The following is a 23,366-nucleotide window of genomic DNA, read 5'->3' on the forward strand; positions in this document are numbered from 1 at the left end:
ACTTTTTCGCGCGGGCGCCCGGCGCCACGCGCATCGAGGACTTCATCATGGCTTCGGTTTTTGATCTCATCGTCATCGGCGCAGGACCCGGCGGATATATTGCCGCCATCCGTGCGGCCCAACTCGGCCTCAAGGTGGCCTGCGTCGACGCCTGGCGCAACGCCCAGGGCGGCCCCGCGCCCGGCGGCACCTGCACCAATGTCGGCTGCATTCCCTCCAAGGCGCTGCTGCAATCCAGCGAGCATTTCGAGCAGGCGGGGCATGAGTTCGCCACCCATGGCATCGGCCTGAATGGCCTGTCCATCGACGTGCCCACCATGCAGCAGCGCAAGGCCCAGGTGGTCAAGCAGAACAACGAGGGCATCCTCTACCTGTTCAAGAAGAACAAAGTCACGTTCTTTCACGGTATGGCCTCGCTCAAGGGCGGGGACGCCGACGCCGGCTGGCAGGTCACCGTGAGCGGCGGGGAGGCCGAGCAGGCGCTTGCGGCCAGGCAGATCATCATTGCGACGGGCTCTGTGCCGCGCAGCCTGCCTGGTCTTGACTTCGATGAGCAGCGCGTGCTCTCCAACGATGGCGCGCTGGCCATCGACGGCGTGCCCAAGACCCTGGGCGTGATCGGTGCCGGCGTGATCGGCCTGGAGATGGGCAGCGTGTGGCGCAGGCTGGGCGCTCAGGTGACGCTGCTGGAGGCCATGCCCGATTTTCTCGCCGCAGCCGATGCGCAAGTGGCCAAGGAGGCGCTCAAGCAATTGACCAAGCAGGGTTTGGCCATTCATCTGGGGGCCAGGATCACCGCCACGAAAGTGCTGAAGAATGGCGTCTCCATCGACTGGACCAACGCCAAGGGCGAGGCGCAGACGCTCAAGGTCGACCGGCTCGTCGTCTCGGTGGGCCGCAAGCCGAACACCGATCACCTTGGTGCCGAGGCCGTGGGGCTGAAGCTCGACGAGCGCGGCTTCATCGAGGTGGACGGCGATTGCCGTACCAACCTGCCGGGCATCTGGGCCGTGGGTGACGTGGTGCGCGGCCCCATGCTGGCGCACAAGGCCGAGGAGGAGGGCGTTGCCGTGGCCGAGCGCATCGCCGGACAAAAGCCGCATGTGGACTTCAACACCGTGCCCTGGGTCATCTACACCGCGCCCGAGATCGCCTGGGTCGGCCAGACCGAGCAGCAACTCAAGGCCTCGGGGCGTGCCTACAAGGCCGGCAGCTTTCCTTTCATGGCCAATGGCCGCGCCCGCGCGCTGGGCAATACCACGGGCTTCGTCAAGATGCTGGCCGACGCGCAGACCGACGAAATCCTCGGGGTGCACATCATCGGCCCGATGGCCTCGGAGCTGATCGCCGAGGCCGCCGTGGCGATGGAATTCAAGGCGTCGAGCGAAGACATTGCGCGCATCTGCCACGCGCATCCCACGCTGTCCGAGAGTCTGAAAGAGGCCGCGCTGAGCGTTGCCGGACGAACCTTGAATCTCTGACCTTCAGCATGAACGTCAGCGAGTACTTTGAGCAGTCATTGTCCGAACGCGGCTTCGTCGCCGACGACGCGCAGCGCGCCGGGGTGGCCCGGCTGCAGCAGTGTTATGACGAATGGGTGGCTTACAAATCGCGGCGTTCCAACGCCATTCGCCGGGCGCTCATCCACCCGGAGTTGCCGCGCGGTGTCTACCTGTATGGCGGCGTGGGGCGCGGCAAGTCGATGTTGATGGACGCGTTCTTCGTCACACTGCCGCTGCTGCGCAAGACGCGACTGCACTTCCATGAGTTCATGCACGAAGTGCAGCGCGAGATGGCGGCGCTTCAAGGCACGGTGGATCCCCTGACCGAGCTTTCGCGTCGGATCGCCCGGCGCTTTCGGCTCATCTGCTTCGACGAGTTCCACATCAGCGACGTGACCGACGCCATGATTCTGCATCGCCTGCTCGAGGGATTGTTCGACAATGGCGTGCAACTGGTGGCGACATCCAATTTTCATCCCGACGACCTTTACCCCGATGGACTGCACCGCGACCGCATCCTTCCCGCCATCGAACTCATCAAGCAGAAAATGGACGTGATCAAGATCGATGCCGGTACGGACTACCGCCACAAGGCCCTGCGCGAACTCAACCTCTACATCACCCCGCTGGGAGACGACGCCCAGGCCCGCATGGAGCAAGCCTTTGAACGCATGGCCTCCAGCGCCGAGGAAGAGCCGATGTTGACCATCGAGGGCCGCGAGGTCCAGGCGTTGCAGCGCGCGGGTGGCGTGGTCTGGTTCAGCTTCCACGAACTGTGCGAGACCGCTCGCTCGCAGAACGACTACCTCGAATTGGCCAGTCGCTTTCATACCGTGCTCGTCTCCGACGTGCCGCAGATGACTGAGGCCATGGCGAGTGCCGCGCGTCGTTTCACGCTTTTGGTGGACGTGCTCTACGACCGTCGCATCAAGCTCATCCTGTCGGCCGCGGTCCCGCCCGAGCAGCTCTACAGGCGCGGTCCGCTGGACTATGAATTCACGCGCACCGTGTCGCGGTTGAACGAAATGCAGAGCGTGGACTACCTGCGCGAGGGGCGGCGGCAAGGCGAGGTCGCGCTGGTATGAGCTTGCGCATTCATCGACGGATCTGGACGGCCGCTGGCCGCTCTGCTTGGTCGGCGGCTCGTTGGGTCGCGTTCGTTCATCTGGGCGCAGCCTCGGCCCTCGCCGCGACGACACAAGCGACACCCGAGCAGGACGCGGCCCGGCGCTCGGTCCTGCAAGACCAGCGAGTCCAGGTGCTGGCGCAGTACGCCGCGCAACGTGGCGTGTGCCTGAAGCGCTTTTTTGTCAACGATTGTCTCGACACGGCGCGCAAGCAGGAACGTGCCGCACTGGTGCCCATCGACGACGAACTGCAGGCCGTTGCGATGCGCGGCCGTCTGCGGGCTGCTGAAGAAGAACTTCAACGGGTGCAGGCCAACATCGTGGATGCGCAGGCCGGGCAGCCCGATCGCGCTGCCCTGGAGCGCCAGAGTGCGGCGCGCGAGGCCGATCTCGCGCAGCGCGAGCAGCAGGCGGCGCAAAACGCGGCGCAGAAGGCAGCGCAAGCGCCTTCCGTCTTGTCCGGCAAGGCAACGACGCCTTCCTCCTCCGAAGCCATCCCGGCGAGCCGACTGTTTCCGGGCCCGGTGACGCCCCCGGCGCCAAGCCCGGCGCAACGCGCCGCCGATGCGGAGAAGGCCCAGGCCGATTTCGCGGCCAAGCAGAAGGCCTATGCGGAGAAGCAGGCCGAGCAGGCGCGCCAGCGGGCGACGCAGGCACCCGTGGCCCCGTTGCCGGTGCCGTCGGCAAGCACTGCGCTTCCCGTGCGCTGAGACGCCAAGATTCATCGGAGAGCGTGTTCGGCGGGCTACCATGCCCGCCTGTTCACTCTGATCCACGCGCATGCTGATCGAATCCCCCCTCATCGAAGCGTTCTATCGCCAGACGCCGGAACAGTTGCGGCTGCAGTTCGGCATTCTGCTGGGGGTCGTGGTGTTGGGCGCCTTGCTCGGTTCGGCGCTTGAGAAGCAGGTGCGCAAGCTGCCGACCTGGAAGGAGGCGTTTCGGGCCAGTTGGCGTTACGGCCTGGGGTTTCCGTTTGTGGCGTTTCTGGCGCTGGTTCTGGTGCGGCATGGGTCGATCATGCTGGTCAAACTGCCTTTGCTCAAACTGGCGCTGCCAGCCCTGGCGGTTCTGCTCCTTGTCCGGCTGGCCAATTCCGTGTCCCGGCATCGGTTTTCCAAGGACGGCGGCATACGCTATCTGGTGCGCGTGGTCAGCATTGGCCTGTGGGTGACGCTGGCCTTGCATCTGGCCGGGGTGCTGCCGGAAATCCGGGAGGCGCTCGACGCCCTGTCGATCACCCTGGGCAGGCAGCGACTGTCGGGATGGACGCTGCTCAAGGGCGCGGCTTCCATCGCTGTCACGCTGCTGCTGGCGTTGTGGATTTCCTCCATTCTGGAAGCGCGCCTGATGCGTTCGCCGCTGGACGCCAGTCTGCGCCTGGTCTTCACCCGTCTGCTGCGTTCGGTGGTGCTGCTGGTGGCCATCCTCACGGCCTTGCAGTTCGTGGGCATCGATCTCACCGTGTTGAGCGTGTTCGGGGGCGCTCTGGGGGTGGGGCTGGGGCTGGGTCTGCAGAAGATTGCCGCGAACTATGTTTCGGGTTTTGTCATTCTGCTGGAACGCAGTCTGCGCGTGGGCGACAACGTCCGCGTGGATACGTTTCAGGGGCAGATCATCGACATCAAAACCCGCTACACCCTGGTGCGCAGCGCGGGAGGTACGGATTCCATCGTTCCCAATGAGATGCTGATCGCCAACCGCATCGAGAATCTCTCCTACAACGACCCCAATGTCTGGCTCTCGACCACGGTCGGGGTGTCGTACGACACCGATATCGAGCGGGCGCTGGCGCTGATCAAGGAGGCGGTTCAGTCGGTGCCTCGCGTGTTGCACAGCCCGGCGCCCAGTGCCGTGCTCGAAGGCTTCGGCGACAGTGCGCTCAACATCACGGTCGGCTACTGGATCGCAGATCCGCAGAATGGCACCCTGGGTGTGCGCGGCCAGGTCAACCTGGCCATCTGGCATACGCTCAAAGACCACGGCATCGATATTCCTTTCCCGCAACGGGTCTTGCAATGGGCCGCAGGAAAAGAGCCTCCGGTACCGGAGGCGCGAAGGTCGACACGCCTTGCGCCGGAACAGACGTCACGTCCTGAACCTGAGGATGGGGGCGACTGACGCAAGCCTGGTGCAAGGCGGCTTAGGCAGCATCCTCACGACACAAGGAGACTGATATGCAGGACGCCGACCTGACCCCCAATGCCGCGAACCACGCGCCGCTGACACCCCTGATCTTTCTCGATCACGCCGCTGACGTTTATCCCAACCATGTGGCCGTCATTCACGGCAGCCTGCAGCGCAACTGGGCGCAAACCCGCGAGCGCTGCCGACGTCTGGCCTCGGCGCTGCGGCGTCGGGGGCTGGTGCGCGGCGATGTCGTCGCGGTCATGCTTCCCAATGTGCCGGCCATGGTGGAGGTGCATTTCGGGGTGCCCATGGCCGGTCTGGTGCTCAACACCTTGAACACCCGGCTCGATGCCGAGGCGCTGGCCTATATGCTGCAACACGGCGGGGCCAAGGCCGTGCTGGTCGATCCGGAACTCTCGGCCACCATGAGGCAGGCGATTGCGCTGGCCGTGGACCAGGGGTTGGCGCCGCCTTGGGTCGTCGATGTCCCCGATGCGGAGTTCGTTGCCGATCTGCCAGGGATAGGCAATCTGGATTACGAGGCCCTGCTCGCAGAGGGCGACGCGGATGAGTCGTTGCCCGAGGTGCAGGATGAGTGGGACGCCCTTTCCTTGAACTACACCTCGGGGACGACGGGCAAACCCAAGGGCGTGGTCTATTCGCATCGAGGCGCCTACATCAACGCGATCTCCAATGTTCTCGAATGGGACATGCCCAGGCATCCGGTTTATCTCTGGACTCTGCCCATGTTCCACTGCAACGGCTGGTGCTTTCCCTGGACCGTGGCAGCCCGGGCCGGGGTGAATGTCTGCCTGCGCAAGGTCGAGGCATCGGCCATACTGGAGCGCATCTCCCGGTATGAGGTAACGCATTACTGCGGCGCGCCGATCGTCCACAGTCTGCTGGTCAATGCTCCTGCCGAGTTGAAAGGCGGCATCGCGCATACCGTCCGCGCCATGGTGGCGGGCGCCGCACCGCCCGCGGCGATGATTGAAGGCCTCGAGGCCATGGGTTTTGAGCTGACCCATACCTACGGCCTCACCGAGGTGTACGGACCGGCGACCGTCTGCGCCAAGCAAGACGCCTGGACCGCGTTGCCCTTGTCTGAGCGGGCGCGGCTAAACGCACGCCAGGGCGTGCGCTATCACCTGCAGAATGCCGCCACGGTGCGCGACCCGGCAACCCTGCAGGAGGTGCCGCACGACGGACAGACCCTGGGCGAGATCATGTTCCGCGGCAACATCATGATGAAGGGGTATCTGGGCAGCCCCGAGGACACCGCCCAGGCGTTACGAGGCGGCTGGTTTCACAGTGGCGACCTCGCCGTGGTCGATCCCGATGGCTACATCAAGATCAAGGACCGGAGCAAGGACGTCATCATTTCGGGCGGAGAGAACATTTCCAGCATCGAGGTGGAAGACGTGCTCTACCGGCACCCCGCCGTCATGGTTGCCGCCGTGGTGGCCATGCCCGATCCGAAGTGGGGCGAGACACCTTGCGCGTTCGTCGAGCTCAAACAAGACCGCACCGCGACCGAAGACGAGATCATCGCGTTCTGCAAGACCCACCTTGCGGGCTTCAAGACCCCCCGAAAAGTGGTTTTCGGCGAACTGCCCAAGACCTCCACGGGCAAGATCCAGAAGTACGCACTGCGCGCCCAGGCCCGCTCGCGCGACGCCATCGATTCATAGCGCAGCCCGGTTCGGCCGGCGTTCAAGCCGAGGCCTGAAGGGCCTGATGCAGGGAAAAAGCCCCCATCACGATGAACAGCAGCGCCGCGATGCCGTGCACGAGTCGGGTGGGCAGGCGATCGGCGAAGCGATGGCCGAACAAGACGGCCGGCACGTTCGCCAACATCATGCCCACCGTGGTGCCAGCCACCACGGGCAGCCATTCCTGATAGCGCGCGGCGAGGGCGACCGTGGCAACCTGGGTCTTGTCGCCCATCTCGGCGAGAAAGAACACCACAACGGTCGTCGCGAAAATGCCGAAACCGCGTGGCGATTTGTCCTCCTCGTCGGCCTTGTCGGGAACCAGAATCCACAGGCCCATGATCAGGAAGGAGAACACGACCACCCAGTCGAGGATGCGGGGGGTGAGCACATGGGCCAGCGCATCGCCCAGCGCGGCCGCGACGCCGTGGTTCAGCAGCGTGGCGACGAGGACGCCAAGAATGATCGGCCACGGCTTGCGATAGCGCGCTGCCAGAGTCAGGGAGAGGAGCTGGGTTTTGTCACCGATTTCGGCCAGGGCGACCAGTCCGGTGCTGAGTAGGAATGCTGACATGTCTGGGTTGCAAGAGCGGCTGCGGCGAATGAACGATGCACCACGCCCCCGCAGCCAGCAGGCATGATGCATCGGTCTTGCCAGGCGGTTGCTGCTGGCGCCACAGTCGTCAGTCGCGAGGCGACGTTGACGGCTGAGTATGTTGACGCAAGCCCCGCCGGTGAAGAAGGCGGGCGGCTACTCCCCAATGCGGGAGCAACTCTAACACGGCGACGTGTGGGCTCTCTGAAAGGGCTTGATCTGCGGCCGTATCCATCATTACACTTCAAAAACGAACGGTCGTTCTTTTATGTGGCGCTCAGCCGTTGACGGACAGTGCGCTGCCTATACTGACGCCACACAACAAACCCAATGGAGTCATTGCATGAAAGTGCTGGTCGCGGTCAAGCGCGTGGTGGATTACAACGTCAAGGTCCGGGTCAAGTCCGATGGCAGCGGAGTTGACACCGCCGGCGTGAAGATGAGCATGAATCCGTTCGACGAGATCGCGGTGGAAGAGGCCGTCCGTCTCAAGGAGCAGGGCACCGTGTCGGAGATTGTCGCGGTGAGCTGCGGCGCTGCGGCCTGCGGCGAGACGTTGCGCACGGCCATGGCGATTGGCGCGGACCGTGCCGTGCTGGTCGAGACCGCGGCCGAGCTCCAGCCCCTTGCGGTTGCCAAGCTGCTCAAGGCCGTGGTCGAGAAGGAAGGCGTTCAACTGATCATTCTGGGCAAACAGGCCATCGACGACGATGCCAACCAGACCGGACAGATGCTGGCCGCGCTGATGGGCTGGTCGCAGGCCACTTTTGCCTCCAAGGTCGAGCTCGACGGCACTCAGGCGAAGGTCACGCGCGAGGTGGACGGCGGGCTGGAGACGATCGCGGTCAAACTGCCCGCGGTCATCACCACGGATCTGCGTCTGAACGAGCCGCGCTATGTCACGCTGCCCAACATCATGAAGGCGAAAAAGAAGCCTCTCGATACCCTCAAGCCCGAGGAGCTCGGCGTGGAGGTGAGCCCGCGCCTGAAGACGCTGAAGGTCGCCGAGCCGCCCAAGCGCGGGGCCGGTGTCAAGGTGCCCGACGTGGCCACGTTGGTCGCCCGTCTGAAGACCGAAGCCAAGGTCATCTGAGCCGCCGCTCCAAGTCTCATCATTCAAGGACCATTCCATGACCGCACTCGTCATCGCCGAACACGACAACCACGGGCTCAAGCCCGCCACCCTCAACACGATTGCTGCCGCCCTGTTCTGCAACCCGCAAGTGCATGTGCTTGTCGCCGGTCACAACTGCGGCGGTGTCGCTCAGGCCGCGGCGCAGGTGTTTGGCGTGAGCAAGGTGCTGTGCGCCGACGCGCCGCAACTGGCCGAGGGCCTGGCCGAAACCACGGCGGCGCAAGTGTTGGCGCTGGCGTCGTCCTACACCCACATCCTGGCGCCGGCGACGGCCTTCGGCAAGAACATTGCGCCGCGCGTTGCGGCCCTGCTCGACGTGGCCCAGGTGTCCGACATCATCCATGTGCACGGTCCCGACACCTTCGATCGCCCCATCTACGCCGGCAATGCCATTGCCACGGTGCAGAGCAGCGACAAGACCCTGGTGATCACCGTGCGCACCACGGGTTTCGACCCGGTCGCGGCAAGCGGCGGGACCGCCGAGATCGTCGAGGTCGACGCCGTAGCCGACGCGGGCCTGTCCAGTCTGGTCGGGCGCGAAACCACCAAGAGCGAACGACCGGAGCTCACCGCCGCGAAGATCGTCGTCTCCGGCGGCCGCGGTTTGGGCAGCAAGGAGAACTTCGACGCCGTGATGACCCCGCTGGCCGACGCGCTCGGCGCGGCGATGGGGGCCAGCCGCGCCGCAGTGGATGCGGGCTACGCCCCGAACGACTGGCAGGTCGGCCAGACCGGCAAGATCGTCGCGCCGCAGCTCTATGTGGCCGTGGGCATTTCCGGCGCCATCCAGCATCTGGCCGGCATGAAGGACAGCAAGGTCATCGTTGCCATCAACAAGGATGAGGAGGCACCGATCTTCGGCGTGGCCGATTACGGACTGGTGGCCGACCTGTTCACCGCCGTGCCCGAGATGGTCAAGCAGATCTGAGGCTTCGGGCCAGCCCGTTCACCCTCATCAGGCCGTCTGTACGGCCTGTCTGACGGCCGCGAAGACGGCCGATTCCCAACCCCATACGGAGACTCGCATGAGCTATACCGCCCCGATTCGCGACATGATGTTCGACCTCGAGCATCTTGCTGGACTGGAGTCCATCTCCGGACTTCCGGGCTTCGAGGACGCCACCCCCGACACGGCGGCGGCGGTTCTGCAGGAGTGCGGCAAGTTCAACCGTGACGTGGTCGCGCCGCTGAATCGCGAGGGCGATCTCAAGCCGAGCATCTGGGCCGATGGCAAGGTGACGACCACCCCGGGGTTCAAGCAAGCGTTCCGTCAGTTTGTCGAGGCCGGATGGCAGGGTTTGTCGCACCCGGCCGATTTCGGTGGCCAGGGTCTCCCCAAGAGCCTTTCCGCCGCCTGTACCGAGATGCTCAACAGCGCCAACCTGAGCTTTGCGCTGTGCCCGCTGTTGTCCGATGGTGCCATCGAGGCGCTGCTCACCGCAGGCAGCGACGCGCAGAAACAGCGCTACATCCCCAGGCTGATCTCCGGCGAGTGGACCGGCACCATGAATCTCACCGAGCCTCAGGCGGGCTCGGATCTGGCGCTGGTGCGCAGCCGCGCCGAGCCGCAAGGCGACGGCACCTATCGCATCTTCGGGCAGAAGATCTTCATCACCTACGGTGAGCACGACATGGCGGACAACATCGTCCACCTGGTGTTGGCGCGCCTGCCTGATGCGCCGGCGGGTGTGAAAGGCATTTCGCTGTTCATCGTGCCCAAGGTGCTCGAGGACGGCCGTCGCAACGACGTGTGGTGCGCCTCCATCGAACACAAGCTGGGCATCAAGGCCAGCCCGACCGCGGTGCTGGTGTATGGCGACGGCAAAGGCGAGGTCGGGGCGGGCGCCATCGGTGAACTGATCGGCGAGGCCAATCGCGGGCTGGAATACATGTTCATCATGATGAACGCCGCCCGCTACGCGGTGGGCGTGCAGGGCATCGCGGTGGCCGAGCGCGCCTATCAGCAGGCCGCCGCGTACGCGAAGGACCGCGTGCAGTCCCGCCCGGTGGACGGCAGCGCCGCGCAGGCCGTGGCCATCATTCACCACCCGGACGTGCGTCGCATGCTCATGACCATGCGGGCGCTGACCGAAGGCAGCCGCGCCCTGGCGCTGGTGGCCGCCAGCCTGCACGACGTGGGCCACGCCCACCCGGATGCGGGTCAGCGTGCCGCGCATCAGGCGGCCTACGAGTTTCTCGTGCCGCTGGTGAAGGGCTATTCGACCGAGATGAGCATCGAGGTGGCCAGCCTGGGCGTGCAGGTGCATGGCGGCATGGGCTTCATCGAGGAAACAGGGGCCGCCCAGCACTATCGCGATGCGCGCATTCTGACCATTTACGAAGGCACGACGGCCATTCAGGCCAACGACCTGGTGGGTCGCAAGACATTGCGCGACGGCGGCGCGCTGGCCTTGCAGTTTGCGTCGCGCGTGGGCAAGACCGAGGCCGCGTTGATGGCCACGGGGGATGGGCAGGCCGAGGGCATGGCCAGGCAGTTGGCTGCGGCGCGCGAAGCCTACGAAGCCGTGGTGCGTTTCGTGGCCGAGCGCGGCAAGGCCGACCCGAACGCCGCCTTTGCCGCCAGCGTGCCTTACCTCATGCTGGCCGGCAATCTGATGGTCGGATGGCAAATGGGACAGAGCTGGCTGGCGACGGCCGAACTGCCGGCCGACGATGCCGGCTTCGCCAGCGCCAAGCGCGCGACCGCGGCTTTCTATTGCAGCCACATCCTGCCGCGTTGCGGTGCCCTGCGCGATGCCGCGCTGAGCGGTGCCGAAAGCGTGATGGCTCTGCCAGTGGAGGCCTTCTGAGATGGCACTGCCCGCAATCCTGTCCAAGCTGCGGCTGCCGGTCATCGGTTCGCCGTTGTTCATCATCTCCAACCCCAAACTGGTCATCGCCCAGTGCACCGCGGGCGTCGTGGGCAGCTTTCCGGCGCTGAATGCGCGGCCAGCGTCGCAGCTCGACGAATGGCTGGCGGAAATCACCGAGGCATTGGCCGCGTGGAATACGGCCCATCCCGATCAACCGGCGGCGCCCTTTGCAGTGAACCAGATCGTCCATCGCAGCAACGACCGGTTGGAGCAGGACATGGTGCTCTGCGCCAAATACAAGGTGCCCATCGTCATCACCTCGCTCGGCGCCCGGCCTGAGGTGAATCAGGGCGTGCACGGCTGGGGCGGCATCGTGCTCCACGACGTAATCAACCAGACCTTTGCCCACAAAGCGGTGGAGAAGGGCGCGGACGGCCTGATTCTTGTCGCCGCGGGGGCGGGGGGCCATGCCGGCACGCAGTCGCCCTTCGCGCTGGTGCAGGAGACGCGGCAGTGGTTCGACGGCCCCCTCGTGCTGTCGGGCGCCATCGCCCGTGGTGATTCGGTGTTGGCCGCGCAGGCCATGGGCGCCGATCTGGCCTATATCGGCAGTGCCTTCATTGCCACTGAGGAAGCGCGGGCCGTGGCGGCTTACAAGGACATGATCGTCTCCAGCCATGCGCAGGACATCGTCTATTCCAGCCTCTTCACCGGCGTGCATGGCAACTATCTGCGCGGCTCCATTGCCGCATCGGGCATGGACCCCGATCATTTGCCGGAAGGTGATCCGACCAAGATGGATTTCGCCGCAGCCATCGGCGGCGCCAAGGCCTGGAAAGACATCTGGGGCTGCGGTCAAGGCATCGGCGCGGTGACCCAGGTGCAGTCGGCAGCCGAAATGGTGAAACGATGGCAGCAGGAGTACCAGACGGCCAGAGCGCGTCTGTGCGGCGCCTGAGGCTTCGAAGCGTCGCCTATAGTGAATAGGTCAGCCACGACAGACCGGAGGCGAGCCATGCGTGCGCATCACCCTATTTCATCCCAGGCGATTGCCGACCGTCCTCCTGACCCTGAACGACTTGCCCGGGCCAAGACCTTTGCCGAGTTCTACCCGCTGTATCTGGCCGAGCACCGCCAGCCGCGCAATCGCAAACTGCATTTCATCGGCTCGACCCTGGCGCTGATCTGTCTGTTTTTTCTGCTGTTCACGGGCGATCTCTGGTGGTTTCCCGCAGCCTTGGTCTGCGGTTATGCCTTCGCCTGGGTGGGGCATTTTTTCGTCGAACGCAACCGGCCGGCCACCTTCAAACGTCCGCTGTTCAGCCTGATGGGGGACTGGGTGATGTGGTGGCAGACGCTGACGCGGAGAATCAAGTAGGCGGGACACGGCCGCCCGCACGGCAGATCAAACAGCCACCTTGCGCCATCGGGCTTCTCCCACGTCTGCAGCCTTTTGTGGCGGCAAGGTGTCAGACCATTCCGGCAGGCTGGACAAGGCCACCTGCATGGCCTCGCCGATCAGCATGACGCAGGGGGAACCCACTTGTTCGTCGTGTATCGCGCGGCAGAGCGTGCCCAGCCGCGTGGCGATGCGACGCTCCTGTGGGCTGCTCGCACCCTGGACCAGCAGTACCGGCGTGCCGGCTGAAAGGCCGCCTTCCAACAAGCCGGATTCGAGGGTCGAGGCTTCGGCCACTCCCATGTAAATCACCAGCGTCAGACCGGACTGGGCCAGCGCCTCCCAATTGGGCGGACTGCCGCCAGGTTGACGATGACCCGTCACCAGGGCCACGCCCGGCGCATGGCGCCGATGGGTGAGCGACACGCCGACGGCCGCAGCCGCGGCCACACCGGCGGTGATACCCGGAACGATCTCGACGTGCACGTTGGCAGCACGCAGCGCCGCGATTTCCTCGCCGGCTCGGCCGAATACCAGCGGATCGCCGCCTTTGAGGCGCACGACGCGCTCGCCGCGCAGCGCCTCGCTCACCATCAGGCGTTCGATGAACGCTTGTGGCGTGCTTGCGCAGCCGCCGCGCTTGCCTACGGGGATGACGCGGCAGTCGACGCCGAGGTGCGCCAGACAGCCGGGGTTCGCCAGGTCATCGACCAGCGCCACCGTGGCTTGCTGCAGCACACGCACCGCCTTGAGGGTGAGCAGTTCCGGATCGCCCGGGCCAGCGCCGACGAGATGAACCATGGGCAGCAGGGCTTCAGAAGACTTGTGCATGGCGAGTGGGAGCGGGCAGGTCGAAAAGGGTGGGTCGCGCAGCGAGCGCAGAGGAACTGGCCGTCGCCGTCGTCTGGGTGATGGCTTCGCACAGGGCGCGAATGTGGGCGACTTGCCGTCCCAGGGTTTCCGGTGGGGGCAGATAGCCGTCGAGCACCGCATGGTTCCATTCGGCGCAGGCGTGCAGGTCGAGGCCGTCGGGTAAGTGCGAAGGCGGCGTGATCGCCGCGCCAGCGGACCAGGTCTGCACCGTGCCGTCGGCATGCAGGCCAAGGCGCTCGGTATCACGGTGGGGATGGGCCACGGCCTCGCCCTCGCAGCCGCGCAGCAGCAGCGCGGGTTGGAGTAGCGCCTGCAGCACTTGCTGCATCAATTGGGCATATTCCGGGTGTGTGTAGGCGGTGACCAGCAGGCTGGGCGACTGCAGCGGGTTGAGCATCTTGACCACCGAATGCCCACCGTTGCGCACACCCAGCACCTGGCGCCATTGCAGCAGGCGGTCGAGTGCCGGGCTGAGTGCGGACAGCGGTAGCAACACTGGCTCGTTCTGTTCTAGCCAATGTTCGGCCTGCTCGGTGCTGGTGGCGATGTGCAGGCCCAGCGCACGCCACAGCGCTGCCGTGGGCAGGCGTCCGGGCTCCTGGGTGGCCGCGTCGATCACCAGGACGGGCATGCCCTGTTCGCTGAGCAAGGTGGCGAGCAAGGGCAACTGGTTGGGCAGTCGGCGCGCGCCGTTGGCGCTGGGGATGACCACGACCGGGCGGCGGGTTTTCACCTTCATCGGCGGCAGGCTGTCGCGGACGGCGCGGGTGAAGCCTTCGAGCTCATCAGCGCTTTCACCCTTCATCCGCAGGGCCAGTAGCAGGCCGCCGATCTGGGCGTCGGAGAGTTCGCGCCGCAGTAGCCAGCCCATCAAGGTGCGCGCCTGCTCCAGATTGATGCTGCGGCTGCCCGCCGCGCCGCGGCCCAGCGTGCGCAGCAGCGAGACGGCCTCTGGGTTGAACCGGCCCGGCCCTGTTTGCAGGACAACGGGATGTTGGATGGCTGCGTGAAACATGATGGATGCTCCTTGGCATCAGTGACGCAAGAATCAGGCTGGAACCTGTGCGCGCTCACGCACGATGCGGCGCAACTCCGGCAGGCAGGAGCCGCAGTTGGTGCCGCACTTGAGTTGCTTCTGGAGAGAGACGAGTTGGGCGTCGGCGTCGCCTTCCAGGGTGGACATCAGGGCATCGATCTGGCTTTGCGAGACATCGAAGCAGTTGCATACCTGGTGGCCGGGGCTGGGCAGATTGGATGGCGGCGTGGTGGAGGGCAGCAGCAACCAGCGGCCGTAGGGCTTGGCGCTGGTCTCGCTTTGCAGCAGTTCGCGCAACCAGCCTTGCGCTACCACGCTGTCGGCAGGGCCGGCGAGCAGCGCGGCGCCGATTTGTTCGCCGTGCAGCCGCACGGCGCGGCGCACGCTGCGTCCGGGGTCGGCGTAATGCAGCGCGGCGTCGCCCTGCACGCCGAAGTGCGCCTCAATGTGTGTCAGCAGCGCGGCGTCGGGCGCGCCGCGCGCCGCGGCGCGCAGCAGCAGACCGGTACGCTCGCGGCCGAAGGGCACGCAGGCGACGAAGGGCAGGGTGGCGAGTTCCTGCATCAGCGTGGCGCGCAGGGCCTGGGCACTGGCCTCGTGCATCCAGCCGAAGGCGGCGAGGTGCCAGGACAGGTTGGCGGCTTCCACACGCACCGCGCTGTGCTTGAGTTCGGGCTGGAAGGAGTAGGGGTCGATGACCGGCTGGGTGAGGCCGTTGACGCCCAGCCGCGGCACGCCCTCGGCGTTCCGCCCGGCGAGGTATTCGGCGCCCCAGTGCATGGCGATGAAGGCCTGGCCGGGGCGTACGGTATTGGTGGCGCGAGCGGGCAGCACCAGGTCGCCACGGCGCGAGGCCACGCGAAGTAGTTCGCCATCGCTCAGGCCGCGTCGCGCGAGTTCGCTGGGGTGCAGGTCGATGCAGGGTTCGGGGGCGTGGCTGAACAGCCGCGGTACCGAGCCGGTGCGGCTCATGCCGTGCCATTGGTCGCGCAGGCGGCCGGTGGTTAGAGCGATGGGGTAACGCGCATCGCAGGGCTCGGCCACCGGCTTGAAGGGCTGGGCGAAGAATTTGGCGCGGCAGTCGGCGGTGGGGAAAACGCAGTCTTCGTACAACCGGAGGCGGCCATTGCTTTCCCCTTCGGGGTAGGGCCATTGCTGCGGGCCGTCGCGCTCAAGCGTGGCCCAGCTCAGGCCGGTGATGTCGAGGTCGCGGCCGCGGGTGCTTTCGCGGTGCTCGTTCCACACCGCTTCGGGCGTGAGGTAGGGAAACAGTGTGAGCTGGCCGTTCAACCGATCAGGCAGCAGGGTTTCGAGGCGGTGGGCGAAGTCCACGGCGATGGCCCAGTCGTCGCGTGCTTCGCCGGGGGCGGCGGTAGCGGCGCGCACACGGCTGATGCGGCGCTCGGAGTTGGTCACCGTGCCGCACTTTTCGCCCCAGGTGGTGGCAGGCAGCAGCACGTCGGCATAGGGCACGGTGGCCGCGGTGGTGTAGGCCTCCTGCACCACGACGAACTCGGTGTGTTCCAGCGCGCGGCGGATCAGCGCCTGGTCGGGCAGCGACTGCGCCGGGTTGGTGCAGGCGATCCACAGCGCCTTGACCTCGCCGTCGGCCGCGGCCTGGAACATCTCGACGGCGGTCTTGCCGCGCACCGCAGGCACGTCGGCTACGCCCCAGAGTTTGGCGACTTCGTCGCGGTGCGTCGGGTTGGCGAGGTCGCGGTGGGCGGACAGCAGATTGGCCATGCCGCCGACTTCGCGTCCGCCCATGGCGTTGGGCTGGCCGGTGAGCGAGAACGGCCCGGCGCCGGGCTTGCCGATCTGGCCGCAGGCCAGATGCAGGTTGATCAGCCCGGCGTTTTTCGCCGTGCCGCTGCTGGACTGGTTCAGGCCCTGGCAGTACATCGACAGCGTGGCTTGGCGCGTGTCCACCGTGGCCCTCGGCGCGCCGAGCGCGAACCAGCGCGCGGCGGTGACGATGTCCTGCGCCTGCAGGCCGCAGAGGTTGGCGGCTACCGCCGGGCTCATGTCGCGCACCAGCTCGCGCAACATGGCGTAGCCCGTTGTGTGGGCAGCGATGTAGCCGGGGTCGATCAGGTTTTCCCAGATCATCACGTGCAGCATGGCGTGAAACAGCGCCACGTCGGTCCCGGGCAGGAGTTGCAGGTGCAGGTCGGCGAGTTCGGCGGTTTCGGTGCGGCGCGGGTCGATGACCACGATGCGCAGGTCCGGCCGTTTGGCCTTGGCTTTTTCGATGCGGCGGAAGGCGATGGGGTGCGACCACGCGGCGTTGCTGCCGACGAGGAACAGGCTGGCGGCGGAGTCTATGTCGTCGTAGCTGCAGGGCGGAGAGTCGGCGCCCAGCGTGACCTTGTAGCCGGCCACCGCGCTGCTCATGCAGACGCGCGAGTTGGTGTCGACATTGTTGGTGCCGATCAGACCCTTGGCCAGTTTGTTGAAGACGTAGTAGTCCTCGGTCAGCAACTGACCTGAGATATAGAAGCCGACACTGTCGGGGCCGTGTTCGGCGATGATCGCGGCGAAGCGCTGTGCGGCGTGATCCAACGCCTGATCCCAGCGCACGGGCTGGCGCGATGCATCGCGCTGCGTGCGCAGCTCGGGGCGCAGCGCGCGCACTTGCGGCAGCAGTTCCGGCTTCGCGCTCCAGTGCAGTGCCCCACCCTTGGTGCAGAGCTTGCCGTAGTTGGCCGGATGGTCGGGGTCGCCGCGCACACCGGCGATGCGGCCGCCCTGGCTCTGGATGATGACCCCGCAGCCCACGCCGCAATAAGGGCAGGTCGATCGGGTTTCGCGCACCGCGCCCTCGGGCACGATGGCGATGGATTCCGCGGGCAGGTCGGCGGCGCTCATCACGCGGCGTCCGAGCAGGCTGCACCATCGCAGCTTGCGGTCTTCAGCGCGGCAATCGGCGCCAGCAACTGGTCGCTGCGCAGATACACCTGGCCGTCTTCTAGCTTCACGGCGAAGGCTGGAGTGCAGCCCTCGTCGGGCGCCTGGGCGTGGCCGTCATGAAGGCGGATGGTCCAGTTGTGCAGCGGGCAGGCCACTGATTCGCCAAACACGATGCCCTGGCTCAGCGGCCCGCCTTTGTGCGGGCAGCGGTCGAGCAGGGCGTAGATGCGATCGGACTCGGCGCGGAACAGCGCAATGTCCGCGCCGTCCGTGCGGCGCACGCGGCGTGCGCCCAGCGAGGGGATGTCGGCCACGGCGCACACCGCGGTCCAGATGAACTCTGTATTGCGGGGTGCGTTCATGCCGACACTCCTGAGGTGGTGGCCGCCGGAACGATGGGGATGAATTGGCGGGTATCGACCTGTGCCTTGTCGATGTCGGACCACGGGTCGGGCTCGCCTTGCAGCGCGAACTGCAGCCGCTCCCACAGCGCCTTGCGGCCTTCGGCATCGTCGACGATGCGCTGCTTCACATAGTCGAGGCCGACGCGCGCCACATAGTGCACAGTACGCTCCAGATACCAGCCTTCCTCACGGTAGAGCTGGGTGAAGGCGCCGGTGTATTCGAGCACCTCGTCGGCGGTCTTGAGCTTGACCAGGAACTGCGCGACCTCGGTCTTGATGCCGCCGTTGCCCGCCACATACATCTCCCACCCGGAATCGACGCCGATAATGCCCACGTCCTTGATGCCGGCCTCGGCACAGTTGCGCGGGCAGCCGCTCACCGCGTACTTCACCTTGTGCGGCGCGTACATGCGCCAGGTGGCGCGCTCCAGCGCCTTGCCCATTGCGGTGCTGTCCTGGGTGCCGAAGCGGCACCACTCGCTGCCCACGCAGGTTTTCACCGTGCGCAGCGCCTTGGCGTAGGCATGGCCGCTGGGCATGCCGATGGCGTTCCACACCGCCTGAAGGTCTTCCTTCTTCACCCCGAGCAGGTCGATGCGCTGGCCACCCGTGACCTTGACCGTGGGGATGTTGAACTGGTCCACCACGTCGGCGATGCGGCGCAGTTCGGCAGCCGAGGTCTCGCCGCCCCACATGCGCGGAATTACCGAGTAGGTGCCGTTCTTCTGGATATTGGCGTGACTGCGCTCGTTAATGAAGCGACTCTGCGGGTCGTCCTTCGCCTCGTGCGGCCAGGTGGAGATGAGGTAGTAGTTGACCGCGGGGCGGCATGACGAGCAGCCGTTGGGCGTGCGCCAGCCGAGCTTGGCGTAGACCTCGGGAATGCTCAACAGATGCTGCTCGCGGATGGCGTCGCGCACGTCCTGGTGGCTGGAGTCGGTGCAGCCGCACATCGCCTTTTTCTTCGGCGCGGCCGAGTAGTCGCCACCCGCGGTGAACATCAGGATCTGCTCGACCAGACCGGTGCACGAGCCGCAGCTCGCGCTGGCCTTGGTGTGCTTGCGCACTTCTTCCAGGGTGAACAGGCCCTTGTCCTTGATGGCCTTGCAGATGGCCCCTTTGTTCACGCCGTTGCAGCCGCAGACCTCGTCGGCGTCGGCCATGAGTTGCGCCTTGCTCTGACCCTGGTGGCCGGCATCGCCGAGGTGGCTTTCGCCGAACATCAACTTGTCGCGGATGTCGTGTACCTTGCGGCCTTCGCGCAACAGCTTGAAGTACCAGGAGCCGTCCACTGTGTCGCCATAGAGGCAGGCGCCGACCAGCTTGTCGCCCTTCACCACCAGCCGCTTGTAGACGCCGGAAAAGGGGTCGGACAGCACGATGTCTTCGCAGCCCTCGCCGCCCATGAAGTCGCCCGCGGAGAACAGGTCGATGCCCGTCACCTTGAGCTTGGTGCTGGTCTGGCTGCCGGTGTAGCGGCCGATGCCCATCTGCGCCAGATGGTTGGCCGCCACCTTGCCCTGCTCGAACAGCGGCGCCACCAGGCCGTAGGCGATGCCACGATGCGCGGCGCATTCGCCCACGGCGTAGATCCGCGGGTCGGTCACGGTCTGCAGGGTGTCCGTGACCACGATGCCGCGGTTGCAGTGGATGCCCGCACTTTCGGCCAGGGCGGTGTTGGGGCGGATGCCCGCGGCCATCACCACCAGATCGGCGGGAATCTTCCTGCCATCCTTGAACTGCACTGCGCACACGCGGCCTTGGTCGTTGCTCAGCAAGGCCTGGGTCTGCGCGCCCATGAGGAACTTGAGGCCGCGATCCTCCAGCGATTTCTGCAGCAGCTTGCCCGCCACCTCGTCGAGCTGGCGTTCCATCAGCCAGGGCATGATGTGCACCACCGTGACGTCCATGCCCCGAAGCATCAGGCCGTTGGCGGCTTCCAGCCCGAGCAAACCGCCGCCGATGACCACCGCGTGCTTGTGCACCTTGGCTGCTTCGATCATCGTTTCAGTGTCGGCGATGTCGCGATAGGCGATCACGCCCTGAAGCTCCTTGCCCGGCACCGGCAGGATGAAGGGCAGCGAGCCGGTGGCGATGAGCAGGCGGTCATACTTTGCTTGCGTGCCGTCGTCGGCACGCACCACGCGCTTGATGCGATCGATCTCGACCACCTTCTTGCTGGTATGCAGGGTGATGCCGTTGTCGGCATACCAGGTCAGCGGGTTGAGGATGATCTCCTCCACCGTCTGCTCGTCGGCGAGCACCGGTGACAACAGAATGCGGTTGTAGTTGGGATGCGGCTCGGCGCCGAACACGGTGATGTCGTACAGCTCGGGGTCGAGCTTGAGCAGTTCTTCGAGCGCACGCACCCCGGCCATGCCGTTGCCGATGAGCACGAGTCTGGGTTTGTTCATGATGCGGGTTTCCTGTTGCTGGGCAGCTTGCATCGCCGAGTCCATCACGCAGCCTTGGCTTGCGGATGCGCCTGGCGCTTGTAGAGAAACTCCAGAACCTGGGCGCGCAGGTGGGCGTAGTGCGGGTCTTCGCTGAGCGCGAGGCGGTCGCGCGGGCGCGGCAGGTCGACGTGAAGAATCTCGCCGATGGTCGCCGCCGGGCCGTTGGTCAGCATGATGATGCGGTCGGACAGCAGTACGGCCTCGTCCACGTCGTGGGTCACCATCACCACGGTGGCTCCGCTCTTGGCGACGATGCCCTGCAGTTCGTCCTGCAGCTTGGCGCGGGTGAGCGCGTCGAGGGCGCCGAAGGGCTCGTCCATCAGCAGCACCTTGGGCTCCATCGCCAACGCCCGGGCGATGCCCACGCGCTGCTTCATGCCGCCGGAGATTTCGCTCGGTTTCTTGTGCGCGGCGTGCGGCAGGCCGACGAGCTCCAGCGCGGCAAGGGTGCGGGCCTGCAACTGCGCGCTGCCATCGGTTTTGCCGAACACGCGCGCCACACCGAGGTGGATGTTGTCAAAGCAGCTCAGCCAGGGCAGCAGCGAGTGGTTCTGGAACACCACCGCGCGGTCGGGGCCGGGGGCGTGGATTTCGCGACCGTCGCACAGCAGCACCCCCTCGCTGGGCAGGGTGAGCCCGGCGATGAGATTGAGCAGGGTGCTCTTGCCGCAGCCGGAATGGCCGATCAGGCTGATGAATTCGCCGCGGGCAATGCCCAGGTCGATGCCCTTGAGGGCGTGAAAGGGACCGCGGGTGGTGTCGAACACCATGTCCACTTGTTCGACGGAAATAAAGCGTTCCATATCGTTCTCCTCTTCCGGGTTCAGGAGCGTTCGTCGTAGGCGAAGCGGCGGGCCAGCAGCATGAGCAGGCCTTCGAGCGCCATGCCGGTGATGCCGATGACCAGAATGGCGATCAGGATGTGGGCGAGGTTGAGGTTGTTCCACTCGTTCCAGAGCCAGAAGCCGATGCCGGTACCGCCGGTGAGCATTTCCGCGGCGACGATGACCAGCCAGGCCGTCCCCACCGACAGCCGCACCCCAGTCATCATGTAGGGCATGACCGAAGGCAGCAGGATCTTGGTGAAGGTCTGCCAGCCGGAGAGATCGAGCACGCGTGCGACGTTCAGGTAGTCGGCCGGGATGCGCTGCACGCCGATGGCAGTATTGATCATCATCGGCCAGATCGAACAGATGAAAATGGTGTAGATCGCCGCCGCCGGGGCATTGCTGAACACGTAGAGGCCGATCGGCAACCAGGCCAGCGGAGACACAGGCCGCAGCAGGCTGATGATGGGTGCGAACATGCGGTTGAGAAACGGCATGCGGCCGATGGCGAAACCCAGCGGAATGCCCACCAGCGCCGCCAGGCCGAAGCCATAGGCCACGCGTTGCAGCGAGGCCAGCAAGTTCCAGCCGATGCCCACGTCGTTCGGGCCGTTATCGTAGAAAGGATGGGCGAACACCTTCTGTGCCGACATCCAGGTGGCCAGCGGCGAGGGGAACTGCTGGCTGCGTTCGGAGGCAATTTCCCACAGCAACAGCAACAGGCCGAGGCCCAGTAGCGGGGCGAGCCCAGCCACCAGCACGCGACGATTGCGCGCGCGCTGGCGTTCCTGTGGTGTGGCCGGGCGCACCTTGGGATGAGGCGCCGCAGCGTGTGCGGCGGCAGCCGCGGCTGCGTGGGCTGCGCTGCCGTCGGTCGGCGTGGCGCGGTCATAGGTCGCGGTGGTCGGGAGGACTACGGTGTTCATGGTGTTCTCCTGCATGGCGGGTTCGGCTCACGACACCATGTCGTTGATCTTGAAGCCGTGGGCGTAGGTTTTGGGGTCCTTGCCGTCCCATATCACGCCGTCGATCAGCTTGGAGGTGCGCATCGGGTTCTTGGGCACGGGCACCTTGAGCGCGGTGGCCACTTCGGTGTAGAGGTCGGTACGGTTCACCGCCTTGGCCACGGCGAGGTAGTCGGGGTCGGTCTTGATCAGGCCCCAGCGACGGAACTGGGTGAGGAACCACATGCCGTCGGACAACCAGGGGTAGTTCACCTGACCGTCTTCATAGAAGGCCATCGGATGCTTGTCGTCCCAGCTCTTGCCCAGACCGTTGGTGTAGCGTCCGAGGATGCGCGGCAGAATGGTTTCCACCGAGGTGTTCACATAGCCCGGCTCGGCGATGACGTTGGCCATCTTGGTCTTGTTGGCCAGCGAGGCGTCGATCCACTGGCAGGCTTCGAGCACCGCAGCCATCACCGCCTTGGTGGTGTTGGGGTATTTCTGCACGAACTCGGCGGTGGTGCCCAGCGCCTTCTCGGGGTGGTCGGGCCAGATGTCCTGGCTGGTCGCTGCGGTGAAGCCGATCTTCTGCGCGATGGCCACCGCGTTCCACGGCTCGCCAACGCAGAAACCGTCCATGGATCCCACGCGCATGTTCGCCACCATTTGCGGCGGCGGCACGGTAATCACCTTGTCGTCCTTCAGCGGGTTGATGCCGTAGGTGGCCAGCCAGTAGTACAGCCACATGGCATGGGTGCTGGTGGGGAAGGTCTGGGCGAAGGTGAAGGTGCGGGTCTTGGCGAGCACGGCCTTGGCCAGTGCTTCGCCGGTGGTGACGCCCTGCTTGGCCAGCGCGTCCGACAGGCTGATGGCCTGGCCATTTCGGTTCAGGCCCATGAGGATGGCCATGTCGCGCTTGGGGCCGCCGACGCCGAGCTGCACGCCGTAGGGCAGGCCGTAGAGCGCATGCGCCATGTGGATGCCGCCAGTGAGCAGGTTGTCGCGCACTGCGGCCCACGAGGCCTGCTTGCTCGGGATGATCTTGACGCCGTACTTTTTGTCGAAGCCGAGTACCGAGGCCATCACCACGGGGGCGCAGTCGGTCAACGGGATGAATCCGATCTTCACTTCTTCCATTTCAGGTTTTCCCAGAGTGGCGGCGCGCGTTGCGGGTTGCAAACCGGGAAGCAGTCCGGAGAGTGCCGCTGCGGCGCCTGACTTGATGAGGGTGCGGCGCAAGGGCTGTGCCGGGTTGTTGCTCTGGGGCGTAGTGTCGTCTTGAGGGCGCATGACAAGTCCTGAAAAAAGTCGGGCGAAAAAAAAGCCTCCGGGCACGTCGCACGAGGCGAGGCACACGAAGGCATCATTGCCGAGCTGATCCGGGGGAGACTCCCGGTCAGTGGTTTCACATAGACCGCCGTTGATCTACGCCTTGTTCAAAGCAAACGACGTGCCAGCCTGTTCGACAGTAGGGCTCAGAGGAAAACCCTGGGGTGTATGACT

At 65.6% G+C, this 23,366-nt stretch carries 19 protein-coding genes and 1 riboswitch; of the genes, 10 read left to right on the forward strand and 9 right to left on the reverse strand.

The genetic code is table 11. From position 1 onward, the window contains the following. Positions 1-47: 47 nt before the first annotated feature. The 5 genes from lpdA to BVH73_RS14720 all read left to right on the forward strand — a co-directional run bounded on the left by lpdA (position 48) and on the right by BVH73_RS14720 (position 6,450). Positions 48-1,481: a dihydrolipoyl dehydrogenase gene (gene lpdA, locus BVH73_RS14700; RefSeq protein ID WP_079419923.1), complete on the forward strand. Its 1,434-nt coding sequence runs from the start codon at positions 48-50 to the stop codon at positions 1,479-1,481. An 8-nt stretch (positions 1,482-1,489) separates the two neighbouring features. After that, a complete protein-coding gene (gene zapE, locus BVH73_RS14705) occupies positions 1,490-2,587 on the forward strand; it encodes a cell division protein ZapE (RefSeq protein WP_079419925.1) in 1,098 nt (365 codons plus the stop codon). Then, positions 2,584-3,339, forward strand: a complete 756-nt coding sequence (locus BVH73_RS14710) for a hypothetical protein (RefSeq protein WP_245800358.1) — start codon at positions 2,584-2,586, stop codon at positions 3,337-3,339. Before zapE ends, BVH73_RS14710 begins: the two co-directional genes overlap by 4 nt. 70 nt (positions 3,340-3,409) lie before the next feature. Further along, complete coding sequence (locus tag BVH73_RS14715) at positions 3,410-4,750, forward strand: mechanosensitive ion channel family protein (RefSeq protein WP_079419928.1); 1,341 nt, start codon at positions 3,410-3,412, stop codon at positions 4,748-4,750. A gap of 56 nt (positions 4,751-4,806) precedes the next feature. Beyond that, entirely contained in the window at positions 4,807-6,450 is a 1,644-nt protein-coding gene (locus BVH73_RS14720) for an acyl-CoA synthetase (protein WP_079419930.1), read from the forward strand. 22 nt (positions 6,451-6,472) lie between these two features. On the opposite strand, the gene BVH73_RS14725 is transcribed toward BVH73_RS14720, so the two are convergent. Continuing rightward, positions 6,473-7,045 (reverse strand): TMEM165/GDT1 family protein, encoded by a 573-nt coding sequence (locus BVH73_RS14725; protein WP_079419932.1) that lies wholly within the window; start codon positions 7,043-7,045, stop codon positions 6,473-6,475. A 9-nt stretch (positions 7,046-7,054) separates the two neighbouring features. Further along, positions 7,055-7,243: riboswitch (yybP-ykoY riboswitch) on the reverse strand. Between the two features lie 166 nt (positions 7,244-7,409). Between BVH73_RS14725 and BVH73_RS14730 the strand changes: the two genes are divergently transcribed. From BVH73_RS14730 to BVH73_RS14750, 5 genes are all read left to right on the forward strand, one after another. Further along, positions 7,410-8,159, forward strand: a complete 750-nt coding sequence (locus BVH73_RS14730) for an electron transfer flavoprotein subunit beta/FixA family protein (RefSeq protein WP_079419934.1) — start codon at positions 7,410-7,412, stop codon at positions 8,157-8,159. A gap of 37 nt (positions 8,160-8,196) precedes the next feature. Then, positions 8,197-9,129, forward strand: coding sequence for an electron transfer flavoprotein subunit alpha/FixB family protein (locus BVH73_RS14735; RefSeq protein ID WP_079419936.1), 933 nt, complete (start codon positions 8,197-8,199; stop codon positions 9,127-9,129). 97 nt (positions 9,130-9,226) lie between these two features. After that, positions 9,227-11,011, forward strand: a complete 1,785-nt coding sequence (locus BVH73_RS14740; protein WP_079419938.1) for an acyl-CoA dehydrogenase — start codon at positions 9,227-9,229, stop codon at positions 11,009-11,011. Between the two features lies 1 nt (position 11,012). Further along, positions 11,013-11,972, forward strand: coding sequence for an NAD(P)H-dependent flavin oxidoreductase (locus tag BVH73_RS14745; protein ID WP_079419940.1), 960 nt, complete (start codon positions 11,013-11,015; stop codon positions 11,970-11,972). A 57-nt stretch (positions 11,973-12,029) separates the two neighbouring features. Then, positions 12,030-12,392 carry an Mpo1-like protein gene (locus BVH73_RS14750; RefSeq protein WP_079419943.1) on the forward strand — a complete coding sequence of 121 codons (363 nt, stop codon included), beginning with the start codon at positions 12,030-12,032 and terminating at the stop codon, positions 12,390-12,392. Between the two features lie 27 nt (positions 12,393-12,419). Here the strand turns inward: BVH73_RS14750 and cobA are convergent, their stop codons facing one another. Genes cobA through BVH73_RS14790 form a run of 8 tightly spaced genes read right to left on the reverse strand, consistent with a single transcriptional unit; the run spans position 12,420 to position 23,153 of the window. Further along, a complete protein-coding gene (gene cobA, locus BVH73_RS14755) occupies positions 12,420-13,244 on the reverse strand; it encodes a uroporphyrinogen-III C-methyltransferase (RefSeq protein ID WP_079419946.1) in 825 nt (274 codons plus the stop codon). Next, positions 13,228-14,301, reverse strand: coding sequence for a DNA-binding protein YbiB (ybiB, locus tag BVH73_RS14760; protein ID WP_079419949.1), 1,074 nt, complete (start codon positions 14,299-14,301; stop codon positions 13,228-13,230). Before ybiB ends, cobA begins: the two co-directional genes overlap by 17 nt. Positions 14,302-14,334: 33 nt before the next feature. Then, positions 14,335-17,190, reverse strand: coding sequence for a nitrate reductase (locus BVH73_RS14765; RefSeq protein WP_245800359.1), 2,856 nt, complete (start codon positions 17,188-17,190; stop codon positions 14,335-14,337). Then, positions 17,190-17,594, reverse strand: coding sequence for a nitrite reductase small subunit NirD (nirD, locus tag BVH73_RS14770; RefSeq protein WP_079419951.1), 405 nt, complete (start codon positions 17,592-17,594; stop codon positions 17,190-17,192). The genes BVH73_RS14765 and nirD overlap by 1 nt, the downstream gene beginning before the upstream one ends. Continuing rightward, positions 17,591-20,050 (reverse strand): nitrite reductase large subunit NirB, encoded by a 2,460-nt coding sequence (gene nirB / locus BVH73_RS14775; RefSeq protein ID WP_079420691.1) that lies wholly within the window; start codon positions 20,048-20,050, stop codon positions 17,591-17,593. The genes nirD and nirB overlap by 4 nt, the downstream gene beginning before the upstream one ends. Positions 20,051-20,094: 44 nt before the next feature. Beyond that, positions 20,095-20,895, reverse strand: a complete 801-nt coding sequence (locus BVH73_RS14780) for an ABC transporter ATP-binding protein (protein ID WP_079419954.1) — start codon at positions 20,893-20,895, stop codon at positions 20,095-20,097. Positions 20,896-20,915: 20 nt separating this feature from the next. Next, positions 20,916-21,845 carry a nitrate ABC transporter permease gene (gene ntrB / locus BVH73_RS14785; protein ID WP_079420693.1) on the reverse strand — a complete coding sequence of 310 codons (930 nt, stop codon included), beginning with the start codon at positions 21,843-21,845 and terminating at the stop codon, positions 20,916-20,918. 27 nt (positions 21,846-21,872) lie between these two features. Continuing rightward, positions 21,873-23,153: a CmpA/NrtA family ABC transporter substrate-binding protein gene (locus BVH73_RS14790; RefSeq protein WP_079419957.1), complete on the reverse strand. Its 1,281-nt coding sequence runs from the start codon at positions 23,151-23,153 to the stop codon at positions 21,873-21,875. Between the last annotated feature and the right edge of the window lie 213 nt (positions 23,154-23,366).

This window comes from Thiomonas intermedia (genome assembly GCF_002028405.1).
GTDB classification, from domain to species: Bacteria; Pseudomonadota; Gammaproteobacteria; order Burkholderiales; family Burkholderiaceae_C; genus Thiomonas; species Thiomonas intermedia.

What these genes read in the sequence shown, in the direction of transcription:
- BVH73_RS14750 (WP_079419943.1), top strand. Translation starts at nt 12,030, where the DNA reads ATGCGTGCGCATCACCCTATTTCATCCCAGGCGATTGCCGACCGTCCT.
- nirB (WP_079420691.1), bottom strand. Translation starts at nt 20,050, where the DNA reads ATGAACAAACCCAGACTCGTGCTCATCGGCAACGGCATGGCCGGGGTG.
- BVH73_RS14745 (WP_079419940.1), top strand. Translation starts at nt 11,013, where the DNA reads ATGGCACTGCCCGCAATCCTGTCCAAGCTGCGGCTGCCGGTCATCGGT.
- ntrB (WP_079420693.1), bottom strand. Translation starts at nt 21,845, where the DNA reads ATGAACACCGTAGTCCTCCCGACCACCGCGACCTATGACCGCGCCACG.
- BVH73_RS14710 (WP_245800358.1), top strand. Translation starts at nt 2,584, where the DNA reads ATGAGCTTGCGCATTCATCGACGGATCTGGACGGCCGCTGGCCGCTCT.
- cobA (WP_079419946.1), bottom strand. Translation starts at nt 13,244, where the DNA reads ATGCACAAGTCTTCTGAAGCCCTGCTGCCCATGGTTCATCTCGTCGGC.
- BVH73_RS14780 (WP_079419954.1), bottom strand. Translation starts at nt 20,895, where the DNA reads ATGGAACGCTTTATTTCCGTCGAACAAGTGGACATGGTGTTCGACACC.
- zapE (WP_079419925.1), top strand. Translation starts at nt 1,490, where the DNA reads ATGAACGTCAGCGAGTACTTTGAGCAGTCATTGTCCGAACGCGGCTTC.
- lpdA (WP_079419923.1), top strand. Translation starts at nt 48, where the DNA reads ATGGCTTCGGTTTTTGATCTCATCGTCATCGGCGCAGGACCCGGCGGA.
- BVH73_RS14730 (WP_079419934.1), top strand. Translation starts at nt 7,410, where the DNA reads ATGAAAGTGCTGGTCGCGGTCAAGCGCGTGGTGGATTACAACGTCAAG.
- BVH73_RS14720 (WP_079419930.1), top strand. Translation starts at nt 4,807, where the DNA reads ATGCAGGACGCCGACCTGACCCCCAATGCCGCGAACCACGCGCCGCTG.
- nirD (WP_079419951.1), bottom strand. Translation starts at nt 17,594, where the DNA reads ATGAACGCACCCCGCAATACAGAGTTCATCTGGACCGCGGTGTGCGCC.
- BVH73_RS14735 (WP_079419936.1), top strand. Translation starts at nt 8,197, where the DNA reads ATGACCGCACTCGTCATCGCCGAACACGACAACCACGGGCTCAAGCCC.
- BVH73_RS14765 (WP_245800359.1), bottom strand. Translation starts at nt 17,190, where the DNA reads ATGAGCGCCGCCGACCTGCCCGCGGAATCCATCGCCATCGTGCCCGAG.
- BVH73_RS14790 (WP_079419957.1), bottom strand. Translation starts at nt 23,153, where the DNA reads ATGCGCCCTCAAGACGACACTACGCCCCAGAGCAACAACCCGGCACAG.
- BVH73_RS14725 (WP_079419932.1), bottom strand. Translation starts at nt 7,045, where the DNA reads ATGTCAGCATTCCTACTCAGCACCGGACTGGTCGCCCTGGCCGAAATC.
- BVH73_RS14740 (WP_079419938.1), top strand. Translation starts at nt 9,227, where the DNA reads ATGAGCTATACCGCCCCGATTCGCGACATGATGTTCGACCTCGAGCAT.
- BVH73_RS14715 (WP_079419928.1), top strand. Translation starts at nt 3,410, where the DNA reads ATGCTGATCGAATCCCCCCTCATCGAAGCGTTCTATCGCCAGACGCCG.
- ybiB (WP_079419949.1), bottom strand. Translation starts at nt 14,301, where the DNA reads ATGTTTCACGCAGCCATCCAACATCCCGTTGTCCTGCAAACAGGGCCG.